We start from the raw sequence: 23,010 nt of genomic DNA, 5'->3' as shown, positions 1-23,010 counted from the left end.
AAGTAACAAGTCCTTTAAAATTTTAAGAACGACTATGTAAAGAAATAAATTAAGAAGGTGGCAAGATGAAAGATATAATTAATCTTACTGAAGAAGAAATAAAAGAGTTGAGTTTCAAGCAACAATTAGAATTATTGGAAAGAATAAATGACTACTTTCAAAACGAAAGAGAAGATATTGATATAGAAGATGCTCTTCATATTTATAAAAAAGCTTTAGAAATATTAACTTATGCAAGAAAAAAGTTAGTTACTTTAAAAGAAGAAAAAATAAGAATAGACGAACAATACGAGAAAATTAAAAGTCAATTTACTGATATGTAGTTTTCACGGAGAGTTTACTTAAAAATATAAATAATTAACGGATTAAAAATTTATTCATCAAAACATAATATTCTTTTTGTATAATGAAAATGTATAAAAAAGTAGAGGAGGAAAAATATGTTTGTTTCAGTTGGTAAAGGTGTGTATATTCCGACTGAAAGAATACACTCCATTGTTCCAGCTAATTTAATTCAGTTTTCAAAAATTAAAAAGATTTATCAAGGTATCGATGTAATAACGCAGTTTGAAAACGAAGATGATGGGACTATAAAGGGTTCAACAAGCTTAATAGATGCCACATATGGAAAAGGAGTTAAGACAGTTATTTATATGGATAGTGGACAAATAGTTTTAACACCTCTTACTGCAGATAAAGTAATAGAAAAAGTAAGAAAAGGAAGGCGATAAAATGGCTATACCTTTACCAGTAGTTATTGAAACTGAAGGAAGATATGAACGAGCGTACGATATATATTCTAGACTATTAAAAGATAGGATAGTTTTCTTGGGCTTTGTGATAAATGATGATGTAGCAAATCTAATAATAGCCCAGCTTCTTTTTTTAGAATCCCAAGATCCTGACAAAGATATTTCTTTGTACATTAATTCTCCTGGAGGGTCTGTTACCGCTGGCTTGGCAATATACGATACAATGATGTATGTTAAACCTGATATTTCAACTATATGTATAGGGCAGGCGGCTTCGATGGGTGCAGTTTTGTTGGCAGCCGGATCGAAAGGAAAACGATATTCTTTACCAAATTCAAGAATTATGATACATCAACCATGGGGTGGAGCAGAAGGTTCGGCGGCAGACATCCAAATACATGCTCGTGAAATTCTAAGAATAAGGAATGATCTCAACAATATACTAAGTACTCATACAGGTCAACCTTTCGAAAAAATTGAAAGAGATACGGATAGAGATTTCTTTATGAATGCACAAGAAGCTTTAAATTACGGCCTTATAGACAAAGTAATATCCACCAAAGGTGAAACTACAGAAAATTCTCAAAAAAAGTGAGGTAAGCATTAGTCTTTTTAAAATAAAAAAGAGGGCGCCGAACCACTGCGTCCTCCTTTTTCTTAAACATTTTGGAGGGTTATTTGAAATGGCCAACTTAACTCCAATGATTAAGCAATATCTTCAAATAAAAGAGGAGTATAAAGATTCAATATTGCTTTTTCGGTTGGGAGATTTTTATGAAACTTTTTTTGAAGATGCTCAAAAGGTTAGTGAAACGCTTCAAATAGTTTTAACAAAGAGAAATGGTCATCCAATGGCAGGTATACCTTACCATGCTCTTGATAATTATTTAAAAAAGTTATTAGACAATGGATATAAAGTAGCTATATGTGAACAGGTGGAAGATCCACAAAGCGCTAAAGGAATTATTGAAAGAAAAGTTACGAGGGTATTGACGCCGGGAACAATAGTAGACGATAGCATGATAGATGAGTTTAATAGATTTTCTACTTTGATATCAAAAAATGAGGATAGCTACATTCTAGCGGTTTTTGATTTTTCTACAGGTGAATTTTACTTAGATACTTTTGATTTTACTGATAATGAACTTCTAGATTTTATTTATTCTTTTGGATTTGTACAGATTCTCTTATCAAAAAAAGTTGAATTTTTATATAAAGAAATAAAAGATATGTTTCCAAATATGTATGTAGAGGTATTGGAAGAATGGTATTTTTCTAGTAACTTCAAGGATCACTTAAAGAATACATACAAAGTTTTTAGTCTTGATTATATGGATTATAATGAGGAAGAACTAAAAGTAGCAGACGCAGTTTTAAAATATCTAGAACTTACTCAGTTCTCTAAAATTAAACATATGAAAATTCCAAAACGTTTTAAGACAAGAGAATATATGCTTTTGGATTCAAACACGATAGAAAATTTGGGAATTTTGCCGTCTTCGTCAACCAAGGGAAAAACACTCTATGATATCCTCAAGTTCACAAAAACCAGTATGGGAAATAGAAAATTGAGAGATTTTATTATAACTCCTTTACTAAATAAAGAACAAATTGAGCTAAGACTAAATTATGTAGAATCTCTAAAAAACGATCATCTTTTAATGGAAGAATTAAAAGAATATTTGTCTCATGTAAAAGACTTAGAAAGAATTTCTTCTAGGATATCCTTACATAAAGCCACACCTCGGGATTTAATAGCATTGAAAGATTCTTTGGAAATATTCCCTTATATTATTGAATCAGTGAAAACAAATCCGGGAATTAATAACTTTTTCGATGGAATAGATACCTTACACGAGGTTAAGGAATTAATAGAAAAGTCTATATATGAAGAACCTTCTACAGACGTAGGCAGTGGAGGGGTTATAAAAGAAGGAGTACATGGCGAACTAGATGAATATAGAAATATATTAAAAAACATTGATAAGATTCTCACAGAAATTGAAAAAAGAGAAAAAGAATTGACGAAGATTAATAGTTTAAAAGTTGGCAGGAATAAAGTCTACGGTTTTTATATTGAAATACCTAAAACTCAATTAGCAAAAGTCCCACAACATTATACTAGAAAACAAACATTGGTTAATACCGAAAGGTTTACTATTGAAGAATTACGTCAAATAGAACAGAAATTAACGTTAGCAGAAGATAGAATAAAAGCTATAGAAAAAGAATTATTTGATAAAATCTTATTAGAACTAGAAAAATACGTAACCAAAATAAATGAATTAGCAGATAGAATAGCCGAACTTGATGTTTTTAGATCTTTTGCCCAAGCAAGTGTGAAATACAATTATACACGGCCTAAAATGTTGGAGGAATCAAGAGAAGCAAAAATAATTAACGGCAGGCATCCTGTAGTAGAACGTTTTGTAAGTAATTTTATTCCAAATGATTTAATATTTGATCAAGATAAATTCTACATAATTTTAACAGGTCCAAATATGAGTGGAAAATCAACTTACGTTAGACAAGCTGGAATTATCAGTATAATGGCTCAAATTGGATGTTTTGTTCCTGCTGAAAAGGCAGAACTTCCAATTTATGATGGAATATTTACTAGAATAGGAGCCCGAGATGATATTGTAACAGGAAAATCAACTTTTTTGGTAGAAATGTTGGAAATGTCTACAATAATAAGTAGGGCAACTGAAAGAAGTTTAGTTTTGCTGGATGAAGTTGGAAGAGGGACAAGTACTTTAGACGGAATTTCTGTGGCCTGGGCAATATCCGAATATTTATTTCAGGTAAAAAAATGCAATACTATTTTTGCAACGCATTACACTGAACTAACTTATATGTCTTACATCTATAATGAAGTGGTAGCCAAAAGAATAAAAGTAAAAGAAACAATGGAAGGTGTAATTTTTTTGCATAAAATAGAAGATGGCACAAGTGATAACAGTTATGGAATTGAAATTGCAAGATTGGCGGGATTTCCTGCGGAAATTGTAGAAAGAGCAAAAGAGGTACTCGAACAATTATCTGATAGAGCAGACCTTGAAAATAAATTAAAAAAGGTTAAAAACATCAAAAAGAAGAGCTATAAGGTTCAAGAAAATCAGTTAAAAATGTTTTGATTTGTGATATAATTTTTAAGAACCATATGATTCTGAATTGCATTGGATTTGTGATAACAAGTATAATTAATAAAAAATTTTCAAAGTAATTGTTTGTTTCTTTTGAAAATATCAAAAAGGAGGTTGGTGGCATGCCACTTACTGAACAAAATGATTACGGTACAATTAGTATTTCTGAAAATGTTTTAAAAGATATGGTTTATAAAACAGTTGAAAAATATTTAAAAGAAGAGAGAATATTCAATGAAAAAATTCAAAAAGACACCCAAAAGAGTGTGAAAGTTTCGGTAAATGATGATACAAGTGTTAGTGTATCTTTAAAAATTCCGGCAAAATACGGAGAGAACATCGTAGAATATTCTAAAAGGGTTCAAAGAAAAATAAAAGAGGAGCTAGAAAAGCTAGCTCAAGTATACGTTTCAAACATTGACATTACGATTGAAACTATAGCTAAACCAGAGGAAATTGAAGAAGAGTATGAAGAATTTATGGAAGAATATATGGAAGAAGAGGTAGAAGAAGAGGAAGAAGAAAGGGAAGAGATAAAAGAAGAAAAGGCAGAAGATTATTCAAACGAAGAAGCAGAGGAGAAAGACGAAAAAAATGAATGATTCTGTTTTTCAAAAAAGATTAATGAGGAAGATAGTATTTGAGAGCCTTTTTCAAATGGATATAAACGACTCAACTTTAGATGAAATACTTTTTACTTTAGAAAAGCTTAATGAGCAAGTTAATTTAGGAAAAGAATACTATGAAGAAGCAAAAAAGTATGTGACAGAAATTTATAATAAAAAATCTTTTTATGATTCATTGATAGACAAATATTCTAAAGGGTGGCCCGTTGAAAGAATTGGAAATGTTGAAAAAACAGCTATGAGGATCTGTGTTTACGAACTTTTAAATAAAAAGGATATCCCTGTAAAAGTAATTTTAAACGAGGCTGTAGAATTAACAAAAACTTATTCATCACAGAAATCTGCAAGTTTTGTAAATGGAGTTATTAATAAAATAGCACGTTCTCAAGCATTGCTCACTTAGAGAGCAAAGGTTTCTTGCTAACAAATATATAGTAGCGGGAAAGGAGGAAGTGAGATTTTTATTAGGTAAAAATCTCATTATATTGCGATGGAAACAGATATTCCTCTTTATAAAATGCTTAATAATATGAGTTATGAAGAATTAGAAGAATTAGCTAAAGAAATAAGAAAATATATATATACAGTAATATCCAATAACAGCGGCCACCTTGCATCTAATTTGGGAATAGTAGAATTAACTTTAGCATTGTATAGAGTATTTGACCCTTTTGAAGATGTAATAATATGGGATACTAGTCATCAAAGTTATGTCCATAAACTTCTAACAGGTAGATGGAAAGAATTTAAAAATATTAGGAAAAAAGAAGGTATAAGTGGATACACTAATATTTTTGAATCAAGTGCTGATAAGTTTGGTGCAGGTCATGCTGGTACAGCAATAGCAGCGACGTTAGGTTTCTTCTTGTCTGATAAAGTCAAGCATAGAAAAAGAAACATAATAGCTGTCGTTGGAGACGGAGCTTTGGGATGCGGAATGACTCTTGAGTCCTTAAATCAGTTGAACTATCAAGGTGCAAATGTTAAGATCGTTTTGAATGATAATGAGATGGCTATATCAAAAAATGTTGGCGCTTTATCACAGCTTCTTAACAAATTTAGGGTAAAGAAAGAATATACAGAAACCAAGAAAGTATTAAAAAGCTCTTTAGAGGATTCTCAAGTAGGAAAAGATTTTGAGAATCTTTTGAAAAAATTTAGGGATGCTTTAAAATATGTGGTTTATTCTTCTCCTGCTGCTTTTTTTGAGGATATGGGAATAAAATATTATGGACCAGTGGAAGGTCACGATATAAAAAAACTAGAAGAATATTTTAATTTTATGAAAGATTATGATGAAGGACCAATTATACTGCACGTACTTACAAAGAAAGGAAAGGGCTTTGAAAAGATAGAAAATGCTCCAGTTAAATACCACGGAGTATCAAAAAAAGAAGATAAAATTTCCTATAGTAAAATTGTAGGTCACACGCTTGCTTCTCTTAAAAGCTTTGAATTTATAGCGTTTACAGCTGCAATGTCATCTGGTACGGGCCTTGATATCTTGCAAGAGGTTGCTCCCGAAAAAGTTGTTGATTTGGGGATAACAGAGGCAAGTGTGGTGACTACTGCGGCAGCCGTTTCATTAGGAGGAGTTTTATCGATTGTTGATATATATTCTACGTTTATGCAAAGAGCTTTCGATTCGTTAATTCATGATGTTGCCTTACAGAATGCACCTGTTTTGCTTTTGCTTGATAGAGCGGGGTTGGTTGGCGAAGATGGCCCTACTCACCATGGTGTCTTTGATATTTCTTATAGTAGACTAATTCCTAATGTTGAAATTTGGGCTCCTTTAGATGCCCAAGACTTAGCCGATATGATTTATACGTCAGTTATTCAAGGGTTAAAAAAACCTAGGTTTATTCGTTTTCCTAGAGATGGTGAAAAAATTGATATATCAGAAGTAATAGAAAATCTCAAAATAGTAGATGGAGAGTGGAGATTTTTAAAAAAGTCAGATTCTGATATTTATGTTCTTGCAGTTGGAACCATTTCTCAAACTGTTAAGAAAGCTTTATCTGAATATGATCTAAATATAATAGGTGTTCGCAGCGTTAAACCGTTAGACGATTTTGTCATGAAAACATTGAAAGAAAAAGCAAAGTATATACTTGTATTTGAAGAAGGTAGCTTAAAAGGTGGTTTCAATGAAGAAATATACAAGTTACGAGATAAACATATATTTGCCTTTGGTATAAAAGATGAATTTATTTCACACGGTACCCGTGAAGAGCAACTTCGAGAATGTGGTTTAGATGTAGAATCTATAAGAGAGAACTTCGAAGAAATATTTAATCAGTTAGATATCGATGACAAGATTTTAAAGAGAAGGTGAAAATAAATTGTTTAAAAAAATGCTTATACCATTTTTAATGTTCTTGGTTTTGACTGGAATTTCAGTATATGCTTTTGAATTTTCTTTAACCCCTTCTTATTCGTATACTTTAAGTAAAGATGAAGAAAAAGTTGATTACTTTGGGGTCAGAATGAGTTTTCTCATTCCTACCGAAGATAATAAAATGATAAATTATGGCCCATATTTTGGATTATTTTACAATTATAAACTTTTTGATCAGGGGCGAGTGCATGAAAGTACAGGTATTTCACTGGGGCTTCATATGAAGTACTGTGCGGATATTATACAAGATCTTTTTTTCGTAATTTCTGCTTATGGTGGAGTACATACTGAAGATCTTTTCAAAAATTTTAACACAGAAATAGCAGTTAACGGAGGTTTAGGATTTAAGAATTATTATTTCACTGTAGGCTACGAAACAAGGTATTATCTGGGCAGTTTTACTGTAAATTATTTACCTATTACATTAGGGGTGAGTTTTCAATTTTAGAAAAAGCTCGGAAAGATTTAGAAATAAATGATATTATAAAAATAATATCCACATATTCAAATACAAAATATGGAAAAGATTTCTTGTTATATAATACAGAATTTTACTATAATTTTGAGGACCTAGAAAAAGAAATAAAAATTTCTAACCTATTCTTAGATTTGGTAATGGAGGGTAAAGTCAAAGAATTATATGGAATTAATTATATATCTAATATTTTGGAAAAGGTCGAAAAACAAGAAAGTTTGGAAGGAATAGAGTTTCGTAATATAGGTGAATTTTTAGAATTTTCCAATAAAATTTATCAGTATTATTCTAAAGTAGATGAATTATTAGCTGAAAAGATAAGATATTTTGATCCATTAAATGAAATCCGTGAGAAATTATTAAAGGTTTTTGCTCAAGATGGGAATATTAAAGATGAAGCTACAGTTGAATTGAAAAATATTAGGAAAGGTATATCTATAGTTAAAAATCAAATCAACATCGAATTTAACCGGATAAAAAACAGGTATTATAAATATCTTTCTATAGATCAACCTATAGAAAGAAACGATAGAATTTGTGTTGCAGTTAAATCAGAAAACAGAAATCAAATTAAAGGAATATCTGTAGGAAAATCAGATTCAGGCTCAACAATTTTTATAGAACCAGAAAGTTTGATAGAGTTAAATGAAAGATATATTGATTTGGTAAGTGATGAAAGACTCGAAATCAACAGGATTATCTCTTTACTAACTTTTGAGCTTCAAAGAAATATCAATAAACTTAAACAAGATGTAGCTATAATTTCATATATAGATTCAAATATTGCAAAAGTTAAATATGCTAAAGCAAATAATGCTATATTTGTTCTTCCAAACAGAACTTCCCGAAACGTAAAATTGAAAGAACTTCGTCATCCATTAATAGATAAAGAAAAGGTAGTGCCCATAGATGTTGAACTCAACAGAAACGGAATGATAATAACTGGTCCCAATACAGGAGGAAAAACAGTTACTTTGAAATCAATTGGAGTTGCTTTCTTTATGTCTCATGCGGCATTACCGGTATTGTCTATAACCGCTGAGATTCCTTATATAAATAATATATATACAGATATAGGTGATCAGCAGAATATCGCTGAAAATCTTAGTACCTTTTCAGCTCATCTAGTTAACATAAAAAAAATCTTGGATGAGGCAAATGAAAATTCTTTAGTATTAATTGATGAGTTAGGAACTGGTACAGATCCTATAGAAGGGGCCGCTTTAAGTAAAGCAATATTAAAGTATCTTCTTGATAAAGGGCCATTAATCTTTGCAACTTCTCATCTTTCTGAAATAAAAGTTTATTCCTTAGAGGAAGCAAGACTTCTTTCTGCTTCCATGTCTTTTGATAGTGAAACTCTTCAACCCACTTATAAATTATTAGTGGGAGTACCAGGTGCTTCACATGCAATAGAAATTGCTCATAGATTGGGAATAAATTCTCAAGTAATTCAAGAGGCGTATAATAATTTAGATAAAGGATATGCACAAAATGAAAAAATTTTAAGACAATTGACCTTAATGCATAAAGAGTACGAGGAAAGTTTGGTTATACAAAAACAAGCAGAAGAAAAAGCTTTAAAGCTCAAAAAAGAATATGATGAAAAAGTAGAAAAATTAAGAAAAAAAGAACTAGAGGATATAGATAGAGAGATTTGGAAAATAAAAGAAGAACTTAAAAAGATAAAAAATGAAGTTCAAAAAATCATATCGGAAATAAAAATTGCTGTTGAAGGAAATGATTTAGAAGCAATGCAAGTCAAACTTCAGCAAATTGAAAAATTAACTTTACAATTAGACAGTGTTGGGAAACAACTAGTTTATGAAAAATCGAAAAACAATATGTCTAATTTACATTTGAATGTAGGTATGGTTGTTAAAGTCCCTGGGAATTTAGTGGGCGAAATAAAAAAAATTGAAGGTTCAAAGGTAACGGTACAACTTAAAGATTCTCCTATTCAAATAACTTATAGCCCCAAAGATATTGAGCTTTTAGGTAAGGAGAATGAAGAAACTATAAAAACAAATGTTCAAGTGAAGATTGAAAAAAAAGAACTAGTTAATCCTGAATTGGATATTAGGGGATTAACTGTGAATGAAGCTATTCCAGAAATAAAAAGATTTATCGACGAGCTAATTGCAGCTGGTATCACAGAGGGAAGAATAATTCATGGAAAAGGGTCAGGAAAATTAGCTCTAGGGGTTTGGGAATACTTAAGAAATTCTTCCATTGTAAAAGATTTTAAGATAGCGAAAACTGAAGAAGGCGGGACAGGGGTAACGGTGATAGAATTATGATAGGAATCGATACTTGTCCTGTTTAAGATGTACGGGTAGGAGGGTGTTAAAATGGTTTTTGGCCTTGACATTGGGACTAGAACTATAGTAGGAATTTTAGCTTCTTATGATGAAATTAACGAAAAGATAGTTGTTCATCATTCCCATGAAGTAGAACATGAAAACCGAGCAATGATAGATGGTCAAATTCATGATGTTGCAAGAGTAGCAAAAGGAGTAGAAAAAGTAAAGAAAGCTTTGGAAGAAAAGAGCGGGAAAAAATTAAACGAAGTTGCCATAGCGATTGCGGGAAGATTTCTTATCTCTTCGACAGGAGCTTGTTCACTAAATGTTTCCGAGTATGGTTACTTGAATAAAGAGTTAATAAACAAGATGGAAGTAGAGGCAGTCAAAACAGCAGCAGAAAAATTACAATATCCTCAAAATATGTATTGTGTAGGTTATTCTGTACTTTATTATAGCTTAGATAACCAATGGATAAAACACCTTGAAGGGCAAAAAGGTAATCTGGTAAAGGTTAAAGTTTTGGCCGCTTTTCTTCCAAGTAGCGTTGTTGAAGCAATGTTATCTGTACTTGACAGAGTTAACCTTAAACCCATTCATATAACTCTGGAACCAATAGCAGCTACAAGTTTGGTTGTACCAGAAGATTTGAGAAATCTAAACATTGCTATGATTGATATAGGTGCTGGAACTAGTGACATAGCTATTTCTGATAAGGGTATAATAACTGCTTACGGGATGGTTCCAAAGGCTGGTGATGAAATAAGTGATGCGATCTCTGAAAGTCTTTTGGTAGACTTCAAAACTGCGGAATATATAAAAAAACAACTTAGTGTAAAAGAAATTATATCTTACTATGATATTTTAGATAACCTACAAACTATTTCTAAAGAAGAAATAATTCGGTTGATAACTCCGGTTATAGAAGATATTTCTGAAAAAATTGCTAAGGAAATTATAAACCTTAATGGAAAACCTCCAATCGCGGTTATGATAGTTGGCGGTGGAGGAAAGGTACCTTTATTAACAACGAAACTAGCAGAGAAGTTAGGTATACCAAGTAATAGAGTTTCCCTAAAAACCTTAAAGAATGTAGACAATATTTTTTTTGAGAATGAAAAATTGGAAGATAGTGAATATATAACTCCGCTAGGTATTGTGAATGTTGCATTAAAAAGACAAGGTAGTGTATTTACTGAAGTAAAAGTGAATAATCAAAAGGTTGATATGCTCATGATAGGAAAGGATATAACAATTCTCCAAGTATTGCTTCAAGCAGGATATTCTTTAGATAGATTGGTAAGTACTCCCTCTCTTGCTATAGCCTTTGAATTAAATGGAAAACTTCAAATAAAGCGTGGAAATTTTGGTAAAAAAGCAAGAATATTCAAAAACGGAGAACCTGCAGACTTACATTCTGCAGTAAATCCAGGGGACGTTATAGAAATTGAAGAGCCACAAGAAGCCGAACCTATAATTTTGAGAGTTAAAGAAGTAGTAAGACCTATAGAATTTTATTTAAATGGAGTTCCTAAAAGTGTGTACCCAATAATAATAAAAAATGGTGTTAAGGTCGAAAACTTAGAAGAACTGATACACGATGGGGATGAAATACAAACACAATCTCCTACTCTCGAACAAGTTTTTAGAGATTATAACGAAGTTTTTTATTTTACAATAAACAATCTGCCTTATGAAATAGTGGTCGGAACAGCTATTACGAAAAACGACGAAATTTTGGATAACAGCTATAGAATTCAAGAAGGGGATCTTTTAAAGACTCAAATTATGGAGCTTCCTAAGATCAAAGATTTTTTAGACATAGAAACAGAAAAAATGAAAGTTTACTTAAATGATGAAGAAGTGTTACTAGAAAGAGAAGAAATAATAGTTACTTGTAATGGAAACTTAGTGGATGTAAATCAAGAGATAAAAAATGGATCAAATTACACAGTTAGAAAAGTAAGAAAGGATGCCAAGTTAATTGATGTTTTGTCTAGATTCTCTTTTAATTTAGAAGAGATCAAATCTTACGAAATTTATATAGATGATCAAAGAGTTGAAAGCTTTCTCCAACAGATAACTCCTGGCGTTAACGTGAGGTTGATAATCAATGATTAGGGGAATTGGGATCGATATAATTAAAATAGATAGAATAAATGAAGACCATATAAAAAAAATACTCTCTGCTAAAGAAAAGGAAATATATGAAGGGTTTAAAGGCACCAAAAGGAAAAGAGAATATGCAGCAGGTAGATTTGCTGCCAAAGAAGCGATAACAAAATGTTTTAAGAGATTTATACCTTATTCAGAAATCACGATTTTAAATGGGAAGAATGGTGACCCATATGTAGAGGAATCTTCATTAAAGTATATATTTAGTAAATTTGGCGGAGACGGCGAAATATATATAACGCTCTCCCACGAGAGAGATTATGCAGTGGCAGCTGCTATCGTAATTGACAAGGTTGATAAATGAATTTATTAGGTTATTTTAAATTGAAATATTCTATAACAGCGTTCTTTATTATTTCTGCGAAAGTATTAATGTACTGTTCCGATGAAAACTTTTTCTCCACCTCAGGATTGCTTATAAACTCCATTTCAAACAAAACAGCTGGACATCTAGTATAGGCTAAAACAGCAAACTCATCCTTATAAACTCCTCTAAACCTTATACCGTTTCCATTGATATAACTGCCTAAGATTTTTGCAAAATTTTCACTTTGCTTTAGACTATTTCCTTTATCACTAACCCAAGTTTGAATTATATTTTTATCAACGTTCATATCTAAATTTTCACGATAAGCTATTCTTCGGGCGTAAGCATTTTCAGAAAAATCAAAATAGTAGACTTCCGATCCAGAAACTGTTTTATCTGAAGGATAATCATTCATATGTAGACTAATGAATAAATCAGCACCTTTTTCGTTTGAAAACATAGCTCTATCATGTAAGTCAACATAAACGTCACTGGTTCTAGTGAGATAAACATTTATACTATATGGGTTCAACAATTCTTGTACCTTTTTTGCAACTGCCAAAGTGATATCTTTTTCGAACAACTTCGTTGGTCCAACAGCTCCTGAATCTATACCTCCATGACCAGGGTCTAATACTAAAACTGGTAAACTTATATTTTCTTCAAAAGTTAAATCAAGTATTATTCTGTTATCTTCAAAAATCTCGTTTAACTCTGCAGTATTATTTAACTTTATCTGTATCCACACTTCTGTTGGAGAATAATGATAAGCTTTAATAAAGCTAATTTTGTTTTTATATTCTTCATAAATATAGGAATCAGCTACTTCTGCACCTCTTATTTTCAAAAGATATCCAGATCTGTTAACTAAAGGATAAACTCCTATTTCCTCAGGAGTTGATGAAAGTTCAATTATAATTCTCGCGTCAGTTTTTTGGATAATTGTTGTAATAGAAGTAACTCGAGCTAAAGGAATATTTAAATATATTGACATATCGTTAGAAATTAATTCTAAATTCATTACTTTAGCCATTAATTCTGAAGTTAAAAATATTTTTCCATTTTTAATTTTTAAATCGTTTGGGTAAAAACTTAAGGACTCACTACTGTTTAAAATAGCTAAACTATTTTGTGGAAAGATAAATACGTTCCATTTTTCTCCTCTGATGTAAATTAGAGTAGAATTAAATACTTCTATTGATCTATTTGCATGTTTTGCAATAACTTCCAGATCAATGTAAGTACTTCCGTTTTCCTCAAAATAAGAGCTCGCATCTAGTTCTCTCCACTGAAAGAATACATTCTTTGAAAAAATAGATGAAAAACAAAAAAGAACAAAACCGATAAGAAAAAACTTTTTAAAATTTCGATTTAAAGAATTCATACCTTTCGCCCTCTTGACCCATTTGAATTAGATAGCAACTCGACAATTTTTTCAGGAATTTTATAATTAGGAAGTATATAATCTGCATATCCTTCTTCTGCTACTACTTTTGGCATCCCATACACTACGCAAGTTTCTTTAGCTTCTGAAATTACCTTGCCACCATAATGCTTTATTTTAAAAGCGCCTTTTGAACCGTCTCGTCCCATTCCAGTTAAAATTACAGCGATGCTATTTTCTTTATATATTTCTGCAGCTAAGTCAAAAGTAAAGTCAGCAGCTGGTCTTACATTATTTATTTTTTCGCTTTTATCAAGAAATATTCTGACCTTGTATTCGTCATTTTTTAAACCAAGATGAAAATCTCCAGGAGCTATATAAACAATATTCTTTTGAAGAATTTCACCATCCTCTGCTTCCTTTACTCTTAAATTAGATATTTTGTCTAACCTATCAGCTAGAGATTTTGTGAAGCCTGGTGGCATATGTTGGATAATGATGACTGGAGCGTTTAAATTCTCAGGTAGTTGAGGTATTATAACGTCTAAAGATCTAGGGCCACCAGTTGAACTTGCAATTAAAACAATTTTTTGGCCAACTATATCAAAGTTTAATCTTCTTTTTGTTTTCCTTCTAGGGATGAATTGAACAGTAGTGAGTTTATCAACAGGAACCTTCATACTTTCTCTAATTTTATTTAAAAGTTCATCTTGAACGTCTCTGAAAGTCCAAGAGGTACTACCCGCAGGTTTCTGTATAAAATCGAATGCACCTTTTTCAAGGCATTCAATAGTGATATCGGCTTCTTTAGAAGTTAAACTGCTTACCATGATTATTCTTGTAGGAGATTTTTTCATGACTTCTGTTAAAACTTCTAAACCATTTTTTTTAGGCATTTCTATATCCAGAGTTACAACATCTGGCTTTAAAGAGAGAATTTTTTCTATCGCTTCCTCTCCGTCTTTTGCAAAACCAACAACTTTCATGTCGGGTTGTTGGTCAATTATATCTTTCAATACCATTCTCATAAATGCAGAATCATCTACAATAAGGACTTTTATTGGATCCAAAGGAAGTTTCCTCCTTTTTGAAACAAAATAGCAAAAATACTACAGGGTAACTGGCATAAATTTAAAATTTATCCTTTTTCTTCTAAAAAATCATTTTTATTGTCCGATCAATTTTTATTTTTGTGTAAAATACCTATTACGTTTAATATTAAAAGAAAAATTATCGCTATTATTATACCATATTTAGGAGGTAAATCGAACAGCGCTCGACCAAATATTATTATGCCAATTATTACTGCAAAAATTGAGGTTATTAGTACAGTTGCAGCTGAAATATCTTTTATTTTTTTTATTTTTGAATTATAAGAAGGATTGATAAAATCGAGTAACTTTTCAACAACCGTATTTAGCAATTCCATAACTAAAACAAACATTACTACAAATATCAGGAAGACAAACTCCGCTGTAGAGAGGTCACAAAAAAAAGCGATTATTAAAACAACTAAGCCTATCAAACTCTGTATTCGAAAATTTCTTTCTGTTTTATATACAGTTATTAATCCTTTAAAAGCATAGGAAAAACTTTGTCTTAAAGAACTTTGCTTATGCGATGTTTTGTTTTTATCGTTGTTATTCATAACCTCTTCCTAACCTCTCAATTTTTTCATAAAATTTAAGAGGATACCTTTTTTCTATCAATGAATATCCAATTCTTACTGCTTTTTCGTCTATATCTCGATAGTTTGTAGCAACGTTTTCTCTTACAGTTTCAATTAATATATCTTCAGAAACAAGCTGAGTAACAGAACATAATACTCCCAAACTTATCATATTTGCAACATTTATATTTGATAATTCTTCTAAAGCAATTTTGGATGCAGGGACTTTTATAATTTTTCTTGTTATCCTTGTAATATATGGGGGAAGTTTTTCAACAAATTTTTCATCATAGAATAAAATACTATTTCTTTTAAGTTTCTCTATATGATTAGAACCAATACCATGCATTAAATACAAGATGTCAAAACTATCAGCAAGAGGATAATCAATAGGTTCTATATCAAATAATGTGTCGCAATAGGAGATGCCTCCACGAACTTGTGCTCCATAATGTTGAGATTGAGCTACCCAATATCCTTCCTTAACCAAAGCTTTTGCGAGAATAGAACCCATTAAGATGATTCCCTGTCCAGCTTCTCCAACCATTCTAGTTGCTATTGGTATTGAAAAGGAAAGACTCATCTTTTTGACACCTCCCCTAATGACAGTTCTTTTTTCAAATTATCATATTTTTCGTTGTAGCTTTCTTTTTCAATATTAATAAATTCGCCGATGATAATTTTATTTTCTAATTCATTTTTATCCATCTTTTCGGCCCTGCTTATAGTCACAGAATTTTCTTTGAAATATTGGAGCATTTGAGTGGGCTTTGACATTTTGTTATATCTTCCAAAGTATGTATGACAATTGGTTATAACTTCTACGACAGACATTCCCTTATGTTTAAGAGCATTTTCAATATATTTTGTAGTTAACATGTAATGGAAAACGGTGGACCTAGCTACATAGGTTGCGCCTGCTGTTATAGCTAAATTTACTGGATCTAAAGGTTCCTCGAGATTTCCATAAGGAGCTGTTGTAGCCCATCCGTGAGTTGGGGTAGTGGGAGAATATTGCCCCCCAGTCATACCATAAATATTATTGTTGAAAATAATAACAGTTAAATCCATATTTCTTCTACAGGCATGTAAAAAATGATTACCTCCAATTGCTAATAAGTCACCATCACCTCCCATTACAATTACATCAAAATCAGGTTTAGCAAGTTTAACCCCTGTAGCAAAAGGGATAGCTCGACCATGTAAGGTATGTAGAGTATTAAAATCAAGATAACCTGTAATTCTTGAAGAACAACCAATTCCAGAAACTACGGCGACTTTATTTTTATCCAAATTGAGATTGTTCGCCGCCTCTAAAAAGCTTTTCATAATAATGCCATTTCCACAGCCAGGACACCAAATATGTGTCATCCTATCTTGCCTTAAATATTGAAAATACTTATCTAAAGGCATTTTAATTCACCTCTTTAATTTAATTAAAATTAAATCACTTTTGTTTCAATTCCACATGTTTCGAAAAAAAGATTGGCCAGTGAATCAGGATAACTTTCTCTAAAATAGACCTTTTTTATTCCTGCGTTTATAATCAATCTTGCACATATAGAACAAGGCTGATGAGTTACATACATGCTAGAATTTTCAGTTCTAATACCAAATTTAGCTGCTTGCATTAAAGCATTTTGTTCAGCATGGAGTCCATAGCATATCTCTTGATATTCTCCGCTTTTAATATTTAGGTCATCTCTTATACACCCAATTTCATCGCAATGTGGAAATCCCGAAGGAGGTTGATTATATCCTGTCGCAAGTATTCTTTTGTCTTTTACAATTATTGCTCCTACTTTCCTATGAGAGCAGGTAGACCTTTTGCTTACTAATAAAGCAACATCCATAAAGTAGTCGTCCCAATCACTTCTACTTTTTGAGTCCTGTTTTGAGATCTTTTTATTTTTTAGATATAGATCAACTTCTTCTTTTTTTTCCAAAAGCTTTCCCCCTCCTTAATGCTTTTTTAAAAGCTTTGATATTCGAGAATTACAATATTCGTACTTTATTGTTTTTATTTTTATGACTTAAGTTTAAAAATTTTATTAAATAGTTTTTTTTACTAATTTTGATTTTAAAAAAAGCAAAGACTGATACTATTTAGCTACCTTAAATTAGAAACTTCAGAGATGTATATCTAACATTTTTTCAAAAACATACCTAGAATAATCCAAACCTTTTTTTGATAATTTTATACAATCATCTATACACAGGTAACTTTTTAGATTGATCTTTAAACTTTGCACTACTTCATCTGTTAATTTTTTCCCGAATCTATCAACCAATGAATCATAGCTAATTCCTTTGAAGAGTCTTAAACCCATAAAAAGTGTTTCTAATAATTCCTGAAATTGATCGTTTTTATTTTTGTATTCATAAGGAAATATTCCTTGATCAATAAGTTTTATATACTTATTCAGAGAAGAGGTATTAACATATCTAAAATGATCAATATGTCCTCCAGCAGATACTCCAAGCCCCAAATAATCTAGATTGTTCCAATACAACTTGTTATGCTTGGATTCTTTGTTTAACAAGGCCCAACTCGAGATTTCATAATGTTTATAATTAAGATTATCTAAGAAATCATAAATCAAATCTAGTTGATCCGCTAAAAAATCATCATCCGGAAGAACCATTTTTCCATTATCAAGCAAGGATTTTAAAGGAGTTTTATGAGAAGCATCAAATAAATAATAAGAAACATGAGATGGTTGTGAGTTTTGTATAAAATGCAAATTTTCTCTGATGGTGCTTGTAGTTTCACCTGGCAACCCAAGAATAAAATCTACATTAATATTATCAAAATATTTTTTTGTGAGTTTAAAAGCGTGAATTCCTTCGTCATAATTATGAATTCTTCCAACAGTCTTCAATATATTATTTGATGTACTTTGAAATCCAATTGAAATTCGATTTATTCCTATATCCTTATAGAAACTAAGCTTTTCTTTGTTAATACTATCCGGATTTACCTCTATAGTGAATTCCTCTAAAGAATTAATATCAAAATTATTTTTTAAAGTTAGAAAAATGTTTTCAATCAAGTTTGTTTTAATTATGGAAGGGGTACCCCCACCGAAGTAAATAGTTTTAACTTTTCTATTCTTTAGTTTTTTGCTTTTTAAAATAATTTCTTTTTTAAGTGCGTTCAGATAAACTTCTATTAGATTTAAATCTGTGAAAGATGTATAATCACAGTATAGGCACCTTTTTTTACAGAAAGGGAAATGGACATAGATCCCTAATTCTTTACAGTTCAAGAAAAATAGCTCCTCCTTCATTATTTAAAAGTAAAAAAAATGGGAAACGGACATTCTCGTTAAAAAGATAAAATTCATAAAATACCTCTTCACCAAAAGCAAATCTAGAACCAACATGTAAATTTTGTTTAAGTATATTAAGAGGAACAGACACAGCTATTTGGGGATATATATTTTTTTTAATAATAGAAAATCCCATGTCTACAGAATCAACATAATAACTATCAAAATGTATCAATGGCAACGAAAGGTAAAACCCACGAGAATAACCTACAGAAAACGGTATTTTAAATGGTCTGTATAACAAAGAATCAACTTTTAAGAAATTGAAATCATTACCTTTTAGAAACAAAATATTTCCTATTGAATAGGAAGGTATATTAAATTTTCCTAAAGTTATATTGTAAAAGTTATGTGACAATTTTTTACTTTCTAGTCGTTGAAAATTCTTTAAAGAAAGAACACCAAAATAACTTTTTTCTAGCATATATTCATAACCTACACCAAAGTTTTCATTATATACTGGAAGATCTATATAAGCTTTAAACAAACTTTCGCCTGTTTTTAATTTTATAGTTCTATTCAAGATCACACTTTCTGTGTAAAGAGTTGTGTAATTATAATATCGTAATTCAATCCCTATTCCTTCAAACTCAGACGAAAAAAAAGCTAAGTTTAAACCACTAGTGTCTAAATTAGGTTTTATAGGAGTATAATTAACAAAAGTAAAAGAAATTATCGAAATTATTGTTAAAGCAAAACAAAATACAATTTTTTTCAAATTCGATTCCTCCTACTCTTTTTCCAATAATTCTAGGAGTATTTCATTAGTTTTCTGGGGATTGGCTTTTCCTTTTGTTTTTTTCATTACTTCACCAACAAAGAAACCCAGCAATTTTTTCTTGCCATTTTTGTATTTTTCAACCTCTTCAGGATTTTCTTTTATTATTTCTTCAATTATTTTTCTTAATTCAGATTCGTCGTCTATCTGCTCTAGCCCTTTTTCTTTTACTATATCCTTTGGACTTTTTCCCGTTTTATAAATTTCAGGGAATATATCTTTTAATATTTTAGAGGAAATTTTATTTGAGTCCATTAATTCTTTTAATTCTCCAAAAAACTCTGGCTTTATCTTAAGGTTTTCTATTTCGTCATCATTTTCTTTCAATTCTCGTAACAGATCGGTCATGATTAAATTGCTCACAAATTTGGCATCTTTTGCGTGTTTCACACATTTTTCAAAAAAATCTGCTAATTCCTTGTCAGAAGTTAGTATTTCAGCATCATATTGAGGTAGATCGTATTGAATCATGAACCTTTTAGCTTTTTCTTCTGGCATCTCTGTGATTGTAGAACGTATATGATCTATAAATTCATCGGTTAATATCAATGGAGGCAAATCAGGTTCTGGGAAATATCTGTAATCTACATCGTCTTCTTTAGTTCTCATAGGAAACGTTTCTTTTCGAGTAGAATCCCACCCTCTTGTTTCTTGTATCATCTTGATATTAGCTTCTAAATTTTTTATCAATCTTTCTTGCTCAAACTCGAGAGCTTTTTCTACAAACTTAAATGAATTTATATTCTTTATTTCGACTCTTTTGCTCGTTTGATTGTTTTCTAAATTTACTATCGAAATGTTTGCATCACATCTAAGTGCCCCTTTTTCCATATCTCCAGTTGAAATTTCTGCATATCTCAACAAGTTTCTTAATTTTTCCATAAACATCCTAGCTTCACTTGGAGATTCTATATCAGGTTCTGTAACTATTTCTAGCAAAGGAATACCGGACCTATTAAAATCAAGGAAACTTTCTTGGGCGGTGGATATTTGATCTCCTTCGTGAAACATCTTTGCAGTATCTTCCTCTAAATGCATTCTTTTAATTCTAATTTTTTTCCCTTCTATAGTTATGTATCCGTTACTAACAATCGGGAAAAAATGTTGGGTAATTTGGTAATTTTTAGCTAAATCCGGATAAAAATAATTTTTTCTATCAAATCTAGAAAATTTATTTATTGTCCCATTAAAGATTAATCCAGCTTTAACCGCGAGTTTTACAGCTTCTTCGTTTAATGCGGGTAAAGTTCCAGGATGACCAGTACAAATCGGACATATATTTTGGTTTGGAATGGAATTAAAATGATCCGTACTACAAGAACAAAAAGCTTTTGTTTTAGTTAATAATTGAGTGTGTATTTCAAGTCCAATTATCGTTTTATACATTTTTTTCAAACTCCTTTTTGGCACTTTCGTGAAATGTATTTGCAATAGCTAGAAGTTCTTCATCCTTCATTTGCCTTCCAATGAATTGAATACCAAAAGGAAGTCCTTCGATTAAACCAAAAGGAATATTTATAGCAGGAAGCCCTGCCAAGTTAGCTGGTATAGTAAATGTGTCCATAAGATAATATTCAAGTGGGTTGAATTTTTCGCCCATATAAGGAGGAATTGACGGTGATGTTGGTGTCATCATTACATCATATTCATCCAGAATATTATACAATTTATCACTTATAATGCGCCTAACTTTTAAAGCTTTGGAATAGTACTTACTATAATAATCAGCAGATAAATTAAAAGTACCCATAATGATTCGTCTTTTTACTTCAATTCCAAAGCCGATTTCCCTTGTGGTTCTATACATATCATTCAAACCTAACGAGGCATTTCTAAAACCGTATCTAACACCATCAAATCTAGCAAGATTTGAAGAAGCTTCTGAAGGAGCTATAATATAATAAACAGCTACAGAATATTCTAATTCCGGAATATCAATAACTTCAACTTTTGAACCTTTCGCCTTTAGAAAATCAACGGCCTCGTTGAAACTATTTTTAATAGATATGTTGAGATCTGTGTCATAGACTATTTTTGGAATGCAAATTTTAATATCTGATAAATCTCTTTCCAAATTGCTTGTAAGATCAACAGTATGACTAAGAGTGGTTGGATCGTTTTTATCTTTTCCTTTTATGATTTCAACAACTAAACTGACGTCTTTTACTGAATTAGATAAAATTCCTATCTGATCTAAAGATGAAGCAAAAGAAGTAACTCCGTATCGTGAAATCATGCCATAGGATGGTTTAAAGCCAACAACCCCACAAAAAGAAGCGGGTAGTCTAACAGAGCCACCGGTATCCGTACCTAATGAAAAAGGAACATATCCTGCACCAACCGCTGCAGCAGATCCTCCACTGCTTCCTCCAGATACTCTGCTAAGATCTTTAGGATTTCTTACAGGACCAAAGTATGAATTTTCATTGGTATTTCCCATTGCGAACTCATCCATGTTTGTTTTCCCAATTAAAGAAAACCCTGCTTCTAAAAGTTTTTGAACTGCAGTGGCAGTGTATGGAGAAATATAGTTTTCTAAAATTTTAGATGCATTAGTAGTTTTTGTTCCTTTAACTAATATATTATCTTTAACTAAGAATGGTATACCAAAATATTTACCATTCTTGTTTCCTACAACCTTTTCAATTCTTAAAACAGAATTAATAATTTTGTCCATTTCTATAATTTTTTGGATACTTTCTTCTATTATATTTCTCCCTATTGTTTCTTCAATGGTCAAAAAACTCACCTCATTTTTAATAGTTGCTTAAGTACTTAAAAACTTAGAACCCTGATTTAACTTTTATTATAGAAAGTGTGATTTTGTTAAGTATCGCTACACTTAGATAATTAAATAGGTAATATTCTCATCACTTTTAATTAATTAAGTCTTGTAAAGGTTTTAGGCACTCCCTGCAATACTTTTTAATTTCAAACTTTATCTTTCCAAATCACAAGATCTTTCATTAGATGAAAATGTAATAACGAAAATCAAAAATTATTAACATAACAAAGCTAATAAGGATCAAGCCATACGCAATATAAGATAGAATCTTCCAAACTTGATAACTGGTCTTTGTAAGTCTTATGGGAGTGAGCCAACCGAACGTGAAACCTACTGCTAATCCACCCAAGTGTGCAAAGTTGTTTATATTCGCTCCTGGTAAAAATCCCCAAATGATATTTATCAAGATAATAGGAAGAAGAGCGGTTCCAGTTATAGGTTTGAGTATTACAGGTGTGTCACGTCTAAACCCAGCACCAAATAGTAAACCTATTAAGCCAAAGATTGCACCTGAAGCTCCCACTGATATAGCATATGGTATAAACAAATGAGTTAAGATATTTCCAAAAACTCCTGACAAAAGATATATTGTTATAAATCGTGCTGGACCATACGTTCTTTCAACAAGGTTTCCTACATAAAATAAAGCTATCATATTGAAAAATATATGAAACAGCCCACCATGCACAAACATAGAAGTGATGAGTCTGAACCATTCTCCCATTGAAATCAAATTACCTATTTGGGCTCCAAAAAGTATATATATCCTAGGGCTAGAAAATGCTTTAAGTCCACCAAACAAAAACATCAAAACAAATATTATTACATTGATCATTATTAAAAAACTTGTAATGCTTCTGCGTCTCATTTTTTTCTT

The 23,010-nt window shown here is 31.1% G+C and carries 22 protein-coding genes; 11 read left to right on the top strand and 11 right to left on the bottom strand.

The features are described 5' to 3' along the window. Nucleotides 1-65: 65 nt before the first annotated feature. From PKN74_RS01830 to PKN74_RS01780, 11 genes are all read left to right on the top strand, one after another. On the top strand, nucleotides 66-323 hold the full coding sequence (locus PKN74_RS01830; protein WP_472308005.1) for a hypothetical protein: 258 nt from the start codon (nucleotides 66-68) through the stop codon (nucleotides 321-323). Between the two features lie 117 nt (nucleotides 324-440). Next, nucleotides 441-731, top strand: coding sequence for an extracellular matrix/biofilm biosynthesis regulator RemA family protein (locus tag PKN74_RS01825; RefSeq protein ID WP_472308003.1), 291 nt, complete (start codon nucleotides 441-443; stop codon nucleotides 729-731). Between the two features lies 1 nt (nucleotide 732). After that, nucleotides 733-1,347: an ATP-dependent Clp endopeptidase proteolytic subunit ClpP gene (gene clpP, locus PKN74_RS01820; protein ID WP_472308001.1), complete on the top strand. Its 615-nt coding sequence runs from the start codon at nucleotides 733-735 to the stop codon at nucleotides 1,345-1,347. 88 nt (nucleotides 1,348-1,435) lie between these two features. Continuing rightward, nucleotides 1,436-3,889, top strand: a complete 2,454-nt coding sequence (mutS, locus tag PKN74_RS01815; RefSeq protein WP_472307999.1) for a DNA mismatch repair protein MutS — start codon at nucleotides 1,436-1,438, stop codon at nucleotides 3,887-3,889. 131 nt (nucleotides 3,890-4,020) lie between these two features. Then, on the top strand, nucleotides 4,021-4,500 hold the full coding sequence (locus tag PKN74_RS01810; RefSeq protein ID WP_472307997.1) for an Asp23/Gls24 family envelope stress response protein: 480 nt from the start codon (nucleotides 4,021-4,023) through the stop codon (nucleotides 4,498-4,500). Beyond that, a complete protein-coding gene (gene nusB / locus PKN74_RS01805) occupies nucleotides 4,493-4,927 on the top strand; it encodes a transcription antitermination factor NusB (RefSeq protein WP_472307995.1) in 435 nt (144 codons plus the stop codon). Before PKN74_RS01810 ends, nusB begins: the two co-directional genes overlap by 8 nt. 87 nt (nucleotides 4,928-5,014) lie before the next feature. Further along, on the top strand, nucleotides 5,015-6,862 hold the full coding sequence (gene dxs, locus PKN74_RS01800) for a 1-deoxy-D-xylulose-5-phosphate synthase (protein WP_472307993.1): 1,848 nt from the start codon (nucleotides 5,015-5,017) through the stop codon (nucleotides 6,860-6,862). 7 nt (nucleotides 6,863-6,869) lie between these two features. Continuing rightward, entirely contained in the window at nucleotides 6,870-7,373 is a 504-nt protein-coding gene (locus PKN74_RS01795) for a hypothetical protein (protein ID WP_472307991.1), read from the top strand. After that, the gene (locus PKN74_RS01790) at nucleotides 7,349-9,700 is read left to right on the top strand and encodes an endonuclease MutS2 (RefSeq protein ID WP_472308045.1); all 2,352 of its coding nucleotides are present in this window, start codon (nucleotides 7,349-7,351) and stop codon (nucleotides 9,698-9,700) included. The genes PKN74_RS01795 and PKN74_RS01790 overlap by 25 nt, the downstream gene beginning before the upstream one ends. A 51-nt stretch (nucleotides 9,701-9,751) precedes the next feature. Continuing rightward, nucleotides 9,752-11,824 (top strand): cell division FtsA domain-containing protein, encoded by a 2,073-nt coding sequence (locus tag PKN74_RS01785; RefSeq protein ID WP_472307989.1) that lies wholly within the window; start codon nucleotides 9,752-9,754, stop codon nucleotides 11,822-11,824. After that, on the top strand, nucleotides 11,817-12,182 hold the full coding sequence (locus tag PKN74_RS01780; protein WP_472307987.1) for a holo-ACP synthase: 366 nt from the start codon (nucleotides 11,817-11,819) through the stop codon (nucleotides 12,180-12,182). Before PKN74_RS01785 ends, PKN74_RS01780 begins: the two co-directional genes overlap by 8 nt. Before the next feature lie 10 nt (nucleotides 12,183-12,192). On the opposite strand, the gene PKN74_RS01775 is transcribed toward PKN74_RS01780, so the two are convergent. The 11 genes from PKN74_RS01775 to PKN74_RS01725 form a co-directional block, all read right to left on the bottom strand. Beyond that, nucleotides 12,193-13,569 carry an N-acetylmuramoyl-L-alanine amidase family protein gene (locus PKN74_RS01775; RefSeq protein WP_472307985.1) on the bottom strand — a complete coding sequence of 459 codons (1,377 nt, stop codon included), beginning with the start codon at nucleotides 13,567-13,569 and terminating at the stop codon, nucleotides 12,193-12,195. Further along, entirely contained in the window at nucleotides 13,566-14,597 is a 1,032-nt protein-coding gene (locus tag PKN74_RS01770) for a protein-glutamate methylesterase/protein-glutamine glutaminase (protein ID WP_472308043.1), read from the bottom strand. Before PKN74_RS01770 ends, PKN74_RS01775 begins: the two co-directional genes overlap by 4 nt. Nucleotides 14,598-14,746: 149 nt before the next feature. Beyond that, nucleotides 14,747-15,217 carry a diacylglycerol kinase gene (locus PKN74_RS01765; protein WP_472307983.1) on the bottom strand — a complete coding sequence of 157 codons (471 nt, stop codon included), beginning with the start codon at nucleotides 15,215-15,217 and terminating at the stop codon, nucleotides 14,747-14,749. Continuing rightward, on the bottom strand, nucleotides 15,210-15,821 hold the full coding sequence (locus PKN74_RS01760; protein WP_472307981.1) for a 2-oxoacid:acceptor oxidoreductase family protein: 612 nt from the start codon (nucleotides 15,819-15,821) through the stop codon (nucleotides 15,210-15,212). Before PKN74_RS01760 ends, PKN74_RS01765 begins: the two co-directional genes overlap by 8 nt. Next, nucleotides 15,818-16,651, bottom strand: a complete 834-nt coding sequence (locus PKN74_RS01755) for a 2-oxoacid:ferredoxin oxidoreductase subunit beta (RefSeq protein WP_472307979.1) — start codon at nucleotides 16,649-16,651, stop codon at nucleotides 15,818-15,820. Before PKN74_RS01755 ends, PKN74_RS01760 begins: the two co-directional genes overlap by 4 nt. Nucleotides 16,652-16,680: 29 nt before the next feature. Next, on the bottom strand, nucleotides 16,681-17,184 hold the full coding sequence (locus PKN74_RS01750; protein WP_472307977.1) for a deoxycytidylate deaminase: 504 nt from the start codon (nucleotides 17,182-17,184) through the stop codon (nucleotides 16,681-16,683). 183 nt (nucleotides 17,185-17,367) lie between these two features. Then, a complete protein-coding gene (gene hemW / locus PKN74_RS01745) occupies nucleotides 17,368-18,507 on the bottom strand; it encodes a radical SAM family heme chaperone HemW (protein ID WP_472307975.1) in 1,140 nt (379 codons plus the stop codon). Next, nucleotides 18,497-19,288 carry a hypothetical protein gene (locus PKN74_RS01740; protein ID WP_472307973.1) on the bottom strand — a complete coding sequence of 264 codons (792 nt, stop codon included), beginning with the start codon at nucleotides 19,286-19,288 and terminating at the stop codon, nucleotides 18,497-18,499. The genes hemW and PKN74_RS01740 overlap by 11 nt, the downstream gene beginning before the upstream one ends. Before the next feature lie 12 nt (nucleotides 19,289-19,300). Further along, complete coding sequence (gene gatB, locus PKN74_RS01735) at nucleotides 19,301-20,734, bottom strand: Asp-tRNA(Asn)/Glu-tRNA(Gln) amidotransferase subunit GatB (protein ID WP_472307971.1); 1,434 nt, start codon at nucleotides 20,732-20,734, stop codon at nucleotides 19,301-19,303. Further along, a complete protein-coding gene (gene gatA, locus PKN74_RS01730; protein ID WP_472307969.1) occupies nucleotides 20,727-22,088 on the bottom strand; it encodes an Asp-tRNA(Asn)/Glu-tRNA(Gln) amidotransferase subunit GatA in 1,362 nt (453 codons plus the stop codon). The genes gatB and gatA overlap by 8 nt, the downstream gene beginning before the upstream one ends. A 226-nt stretch (nucleotides 22,089-22,314) precedes the next feature. Then, nucleotides 22,315-23,001, bottom strand: a complete 687-nt coding sequence (locus PKN74_RS01725; RefSeq protein WP_472307967.1) for a rhomboid family intramembrane serine protease — start codon at nucleotides 22,999-23,001, stop codon at nucleotides 22,315-22,317. Nucleotides 23,002-23,010 lie beyond the last annotated feature (9 nt).

Source organism: Defluviitoga sp. (genome assembly GCF_035349255.1).
Lineage (GTDB): Bacteria > Thermotogota > Thermotogae > Petrotogales > Petrotogaceae > Defluviitoga.
Note: the sequence above shows the minus strand (reverse complement) of the source record. Positions and strands in the feature narration are given on the sequence as shown.

Coding starts and splice junctions, on each gene's coding strand:
- PKN74_RS01830 (WP_472308005.1), top strand. CDS start 66: ATGAAAGATATAATTAATCTTACTGAAGAAGAAATAAAAGAGTTGAGT.
- PKN74_RS01825 (WP_472308003.1), top strand. CDS start 441: ATGTTTGTTTCAGTTGGTAAAGGTGTGTATATTCCGACTGAAAGAATA.
- clpP (WP_472308001.1), top strand. CDS start 733: ATGGCTATACCTTTACCAGTAGTTATTGAAACTGAAGGAAGATATGAA.
- mutS (WP_472307999.1), top strand. CDS start 1,436: ATGGCCAACTTAACTCCAATGATTAAGCAATATCTTCAAATAAAAGAG.
- PKN74_RS01810 (WP_472307997.1), top strand. CDS start 4,021: ATGCCACTTACTGAACAAAATGATTACGGTACAATTAGTATTTCTGAA.
- nusB (WP_472307995.1), top strand. CDS start 4,493: ATGAATGATTCTGTTTTTCAAAAAAGATTAATGAGGAAGATAGTATTT.
- dxs (WP_472307993.1), top strand. CDS start 5,015: ATGGAAACAGATATTCCTCTTTATAAAATGCTTAATAATATGAGTTAT.
- PKN74_RS01785 (WP_472307989.1), top strand. CDS start 9,752: ATGGTTTTTGGCCTTGACATTGGGACTAGAACTATAGTAGGAATTTTA.
- PKN74_RS01780 (WP_472307987.1), top strand. CDS start 11,817: ATGATTAGGGGAATTGGGATCGATATAATTAAAATAGATAGAATAAAT.
- PKN74_RS01775 (WP_472307985.1), bottom strand. CDS start 13,569: ATGAATTCTTTAAATCGAAATTTTAAAAAGTTTTTTCTTATCGGTTTT.
- PKN74_RS01770 (WP_472308043.1), bottom strand. CDS start 14,597: ATGAGAATGGTATTGAAAGATATAATTGACCAACAACCCGACATGAAA.
- PKN74_RS01765 (WP_472307983.1), bottom strand. CDS start 15,217: ATGAATAACAACGATAAAAACAAAACATCGCATAAGCAAAGTTCTTTA.
- PKN74_RS01760 (WP_472307981.1), bottom strand. CDS start 15,821: ATGAGTCTTTCCTTTTCAATACCAATAGCAACTAGAATGGTTGGAGAA.
- PKN74_RS01755 (WP_472307979.1), bottom strand. CDS start 16,651: ATGCCTTTAGATAAGTATTTTCAATATTTAAGGCAAGATAGGATGACA.
- gatB (WP_472307971.1), bottom strand. CDS start 20,734: ATGTATAAAACGATAATTGGACTTGAAATACACACTCAATTATTAACT.
- PKN74_RS01725 (WP_472307967.1), bottom strand. CDS start 23,001: ATGAGACGCAGAAGCATTACAAGTTTTTTAATAATGATCAATGTAATA.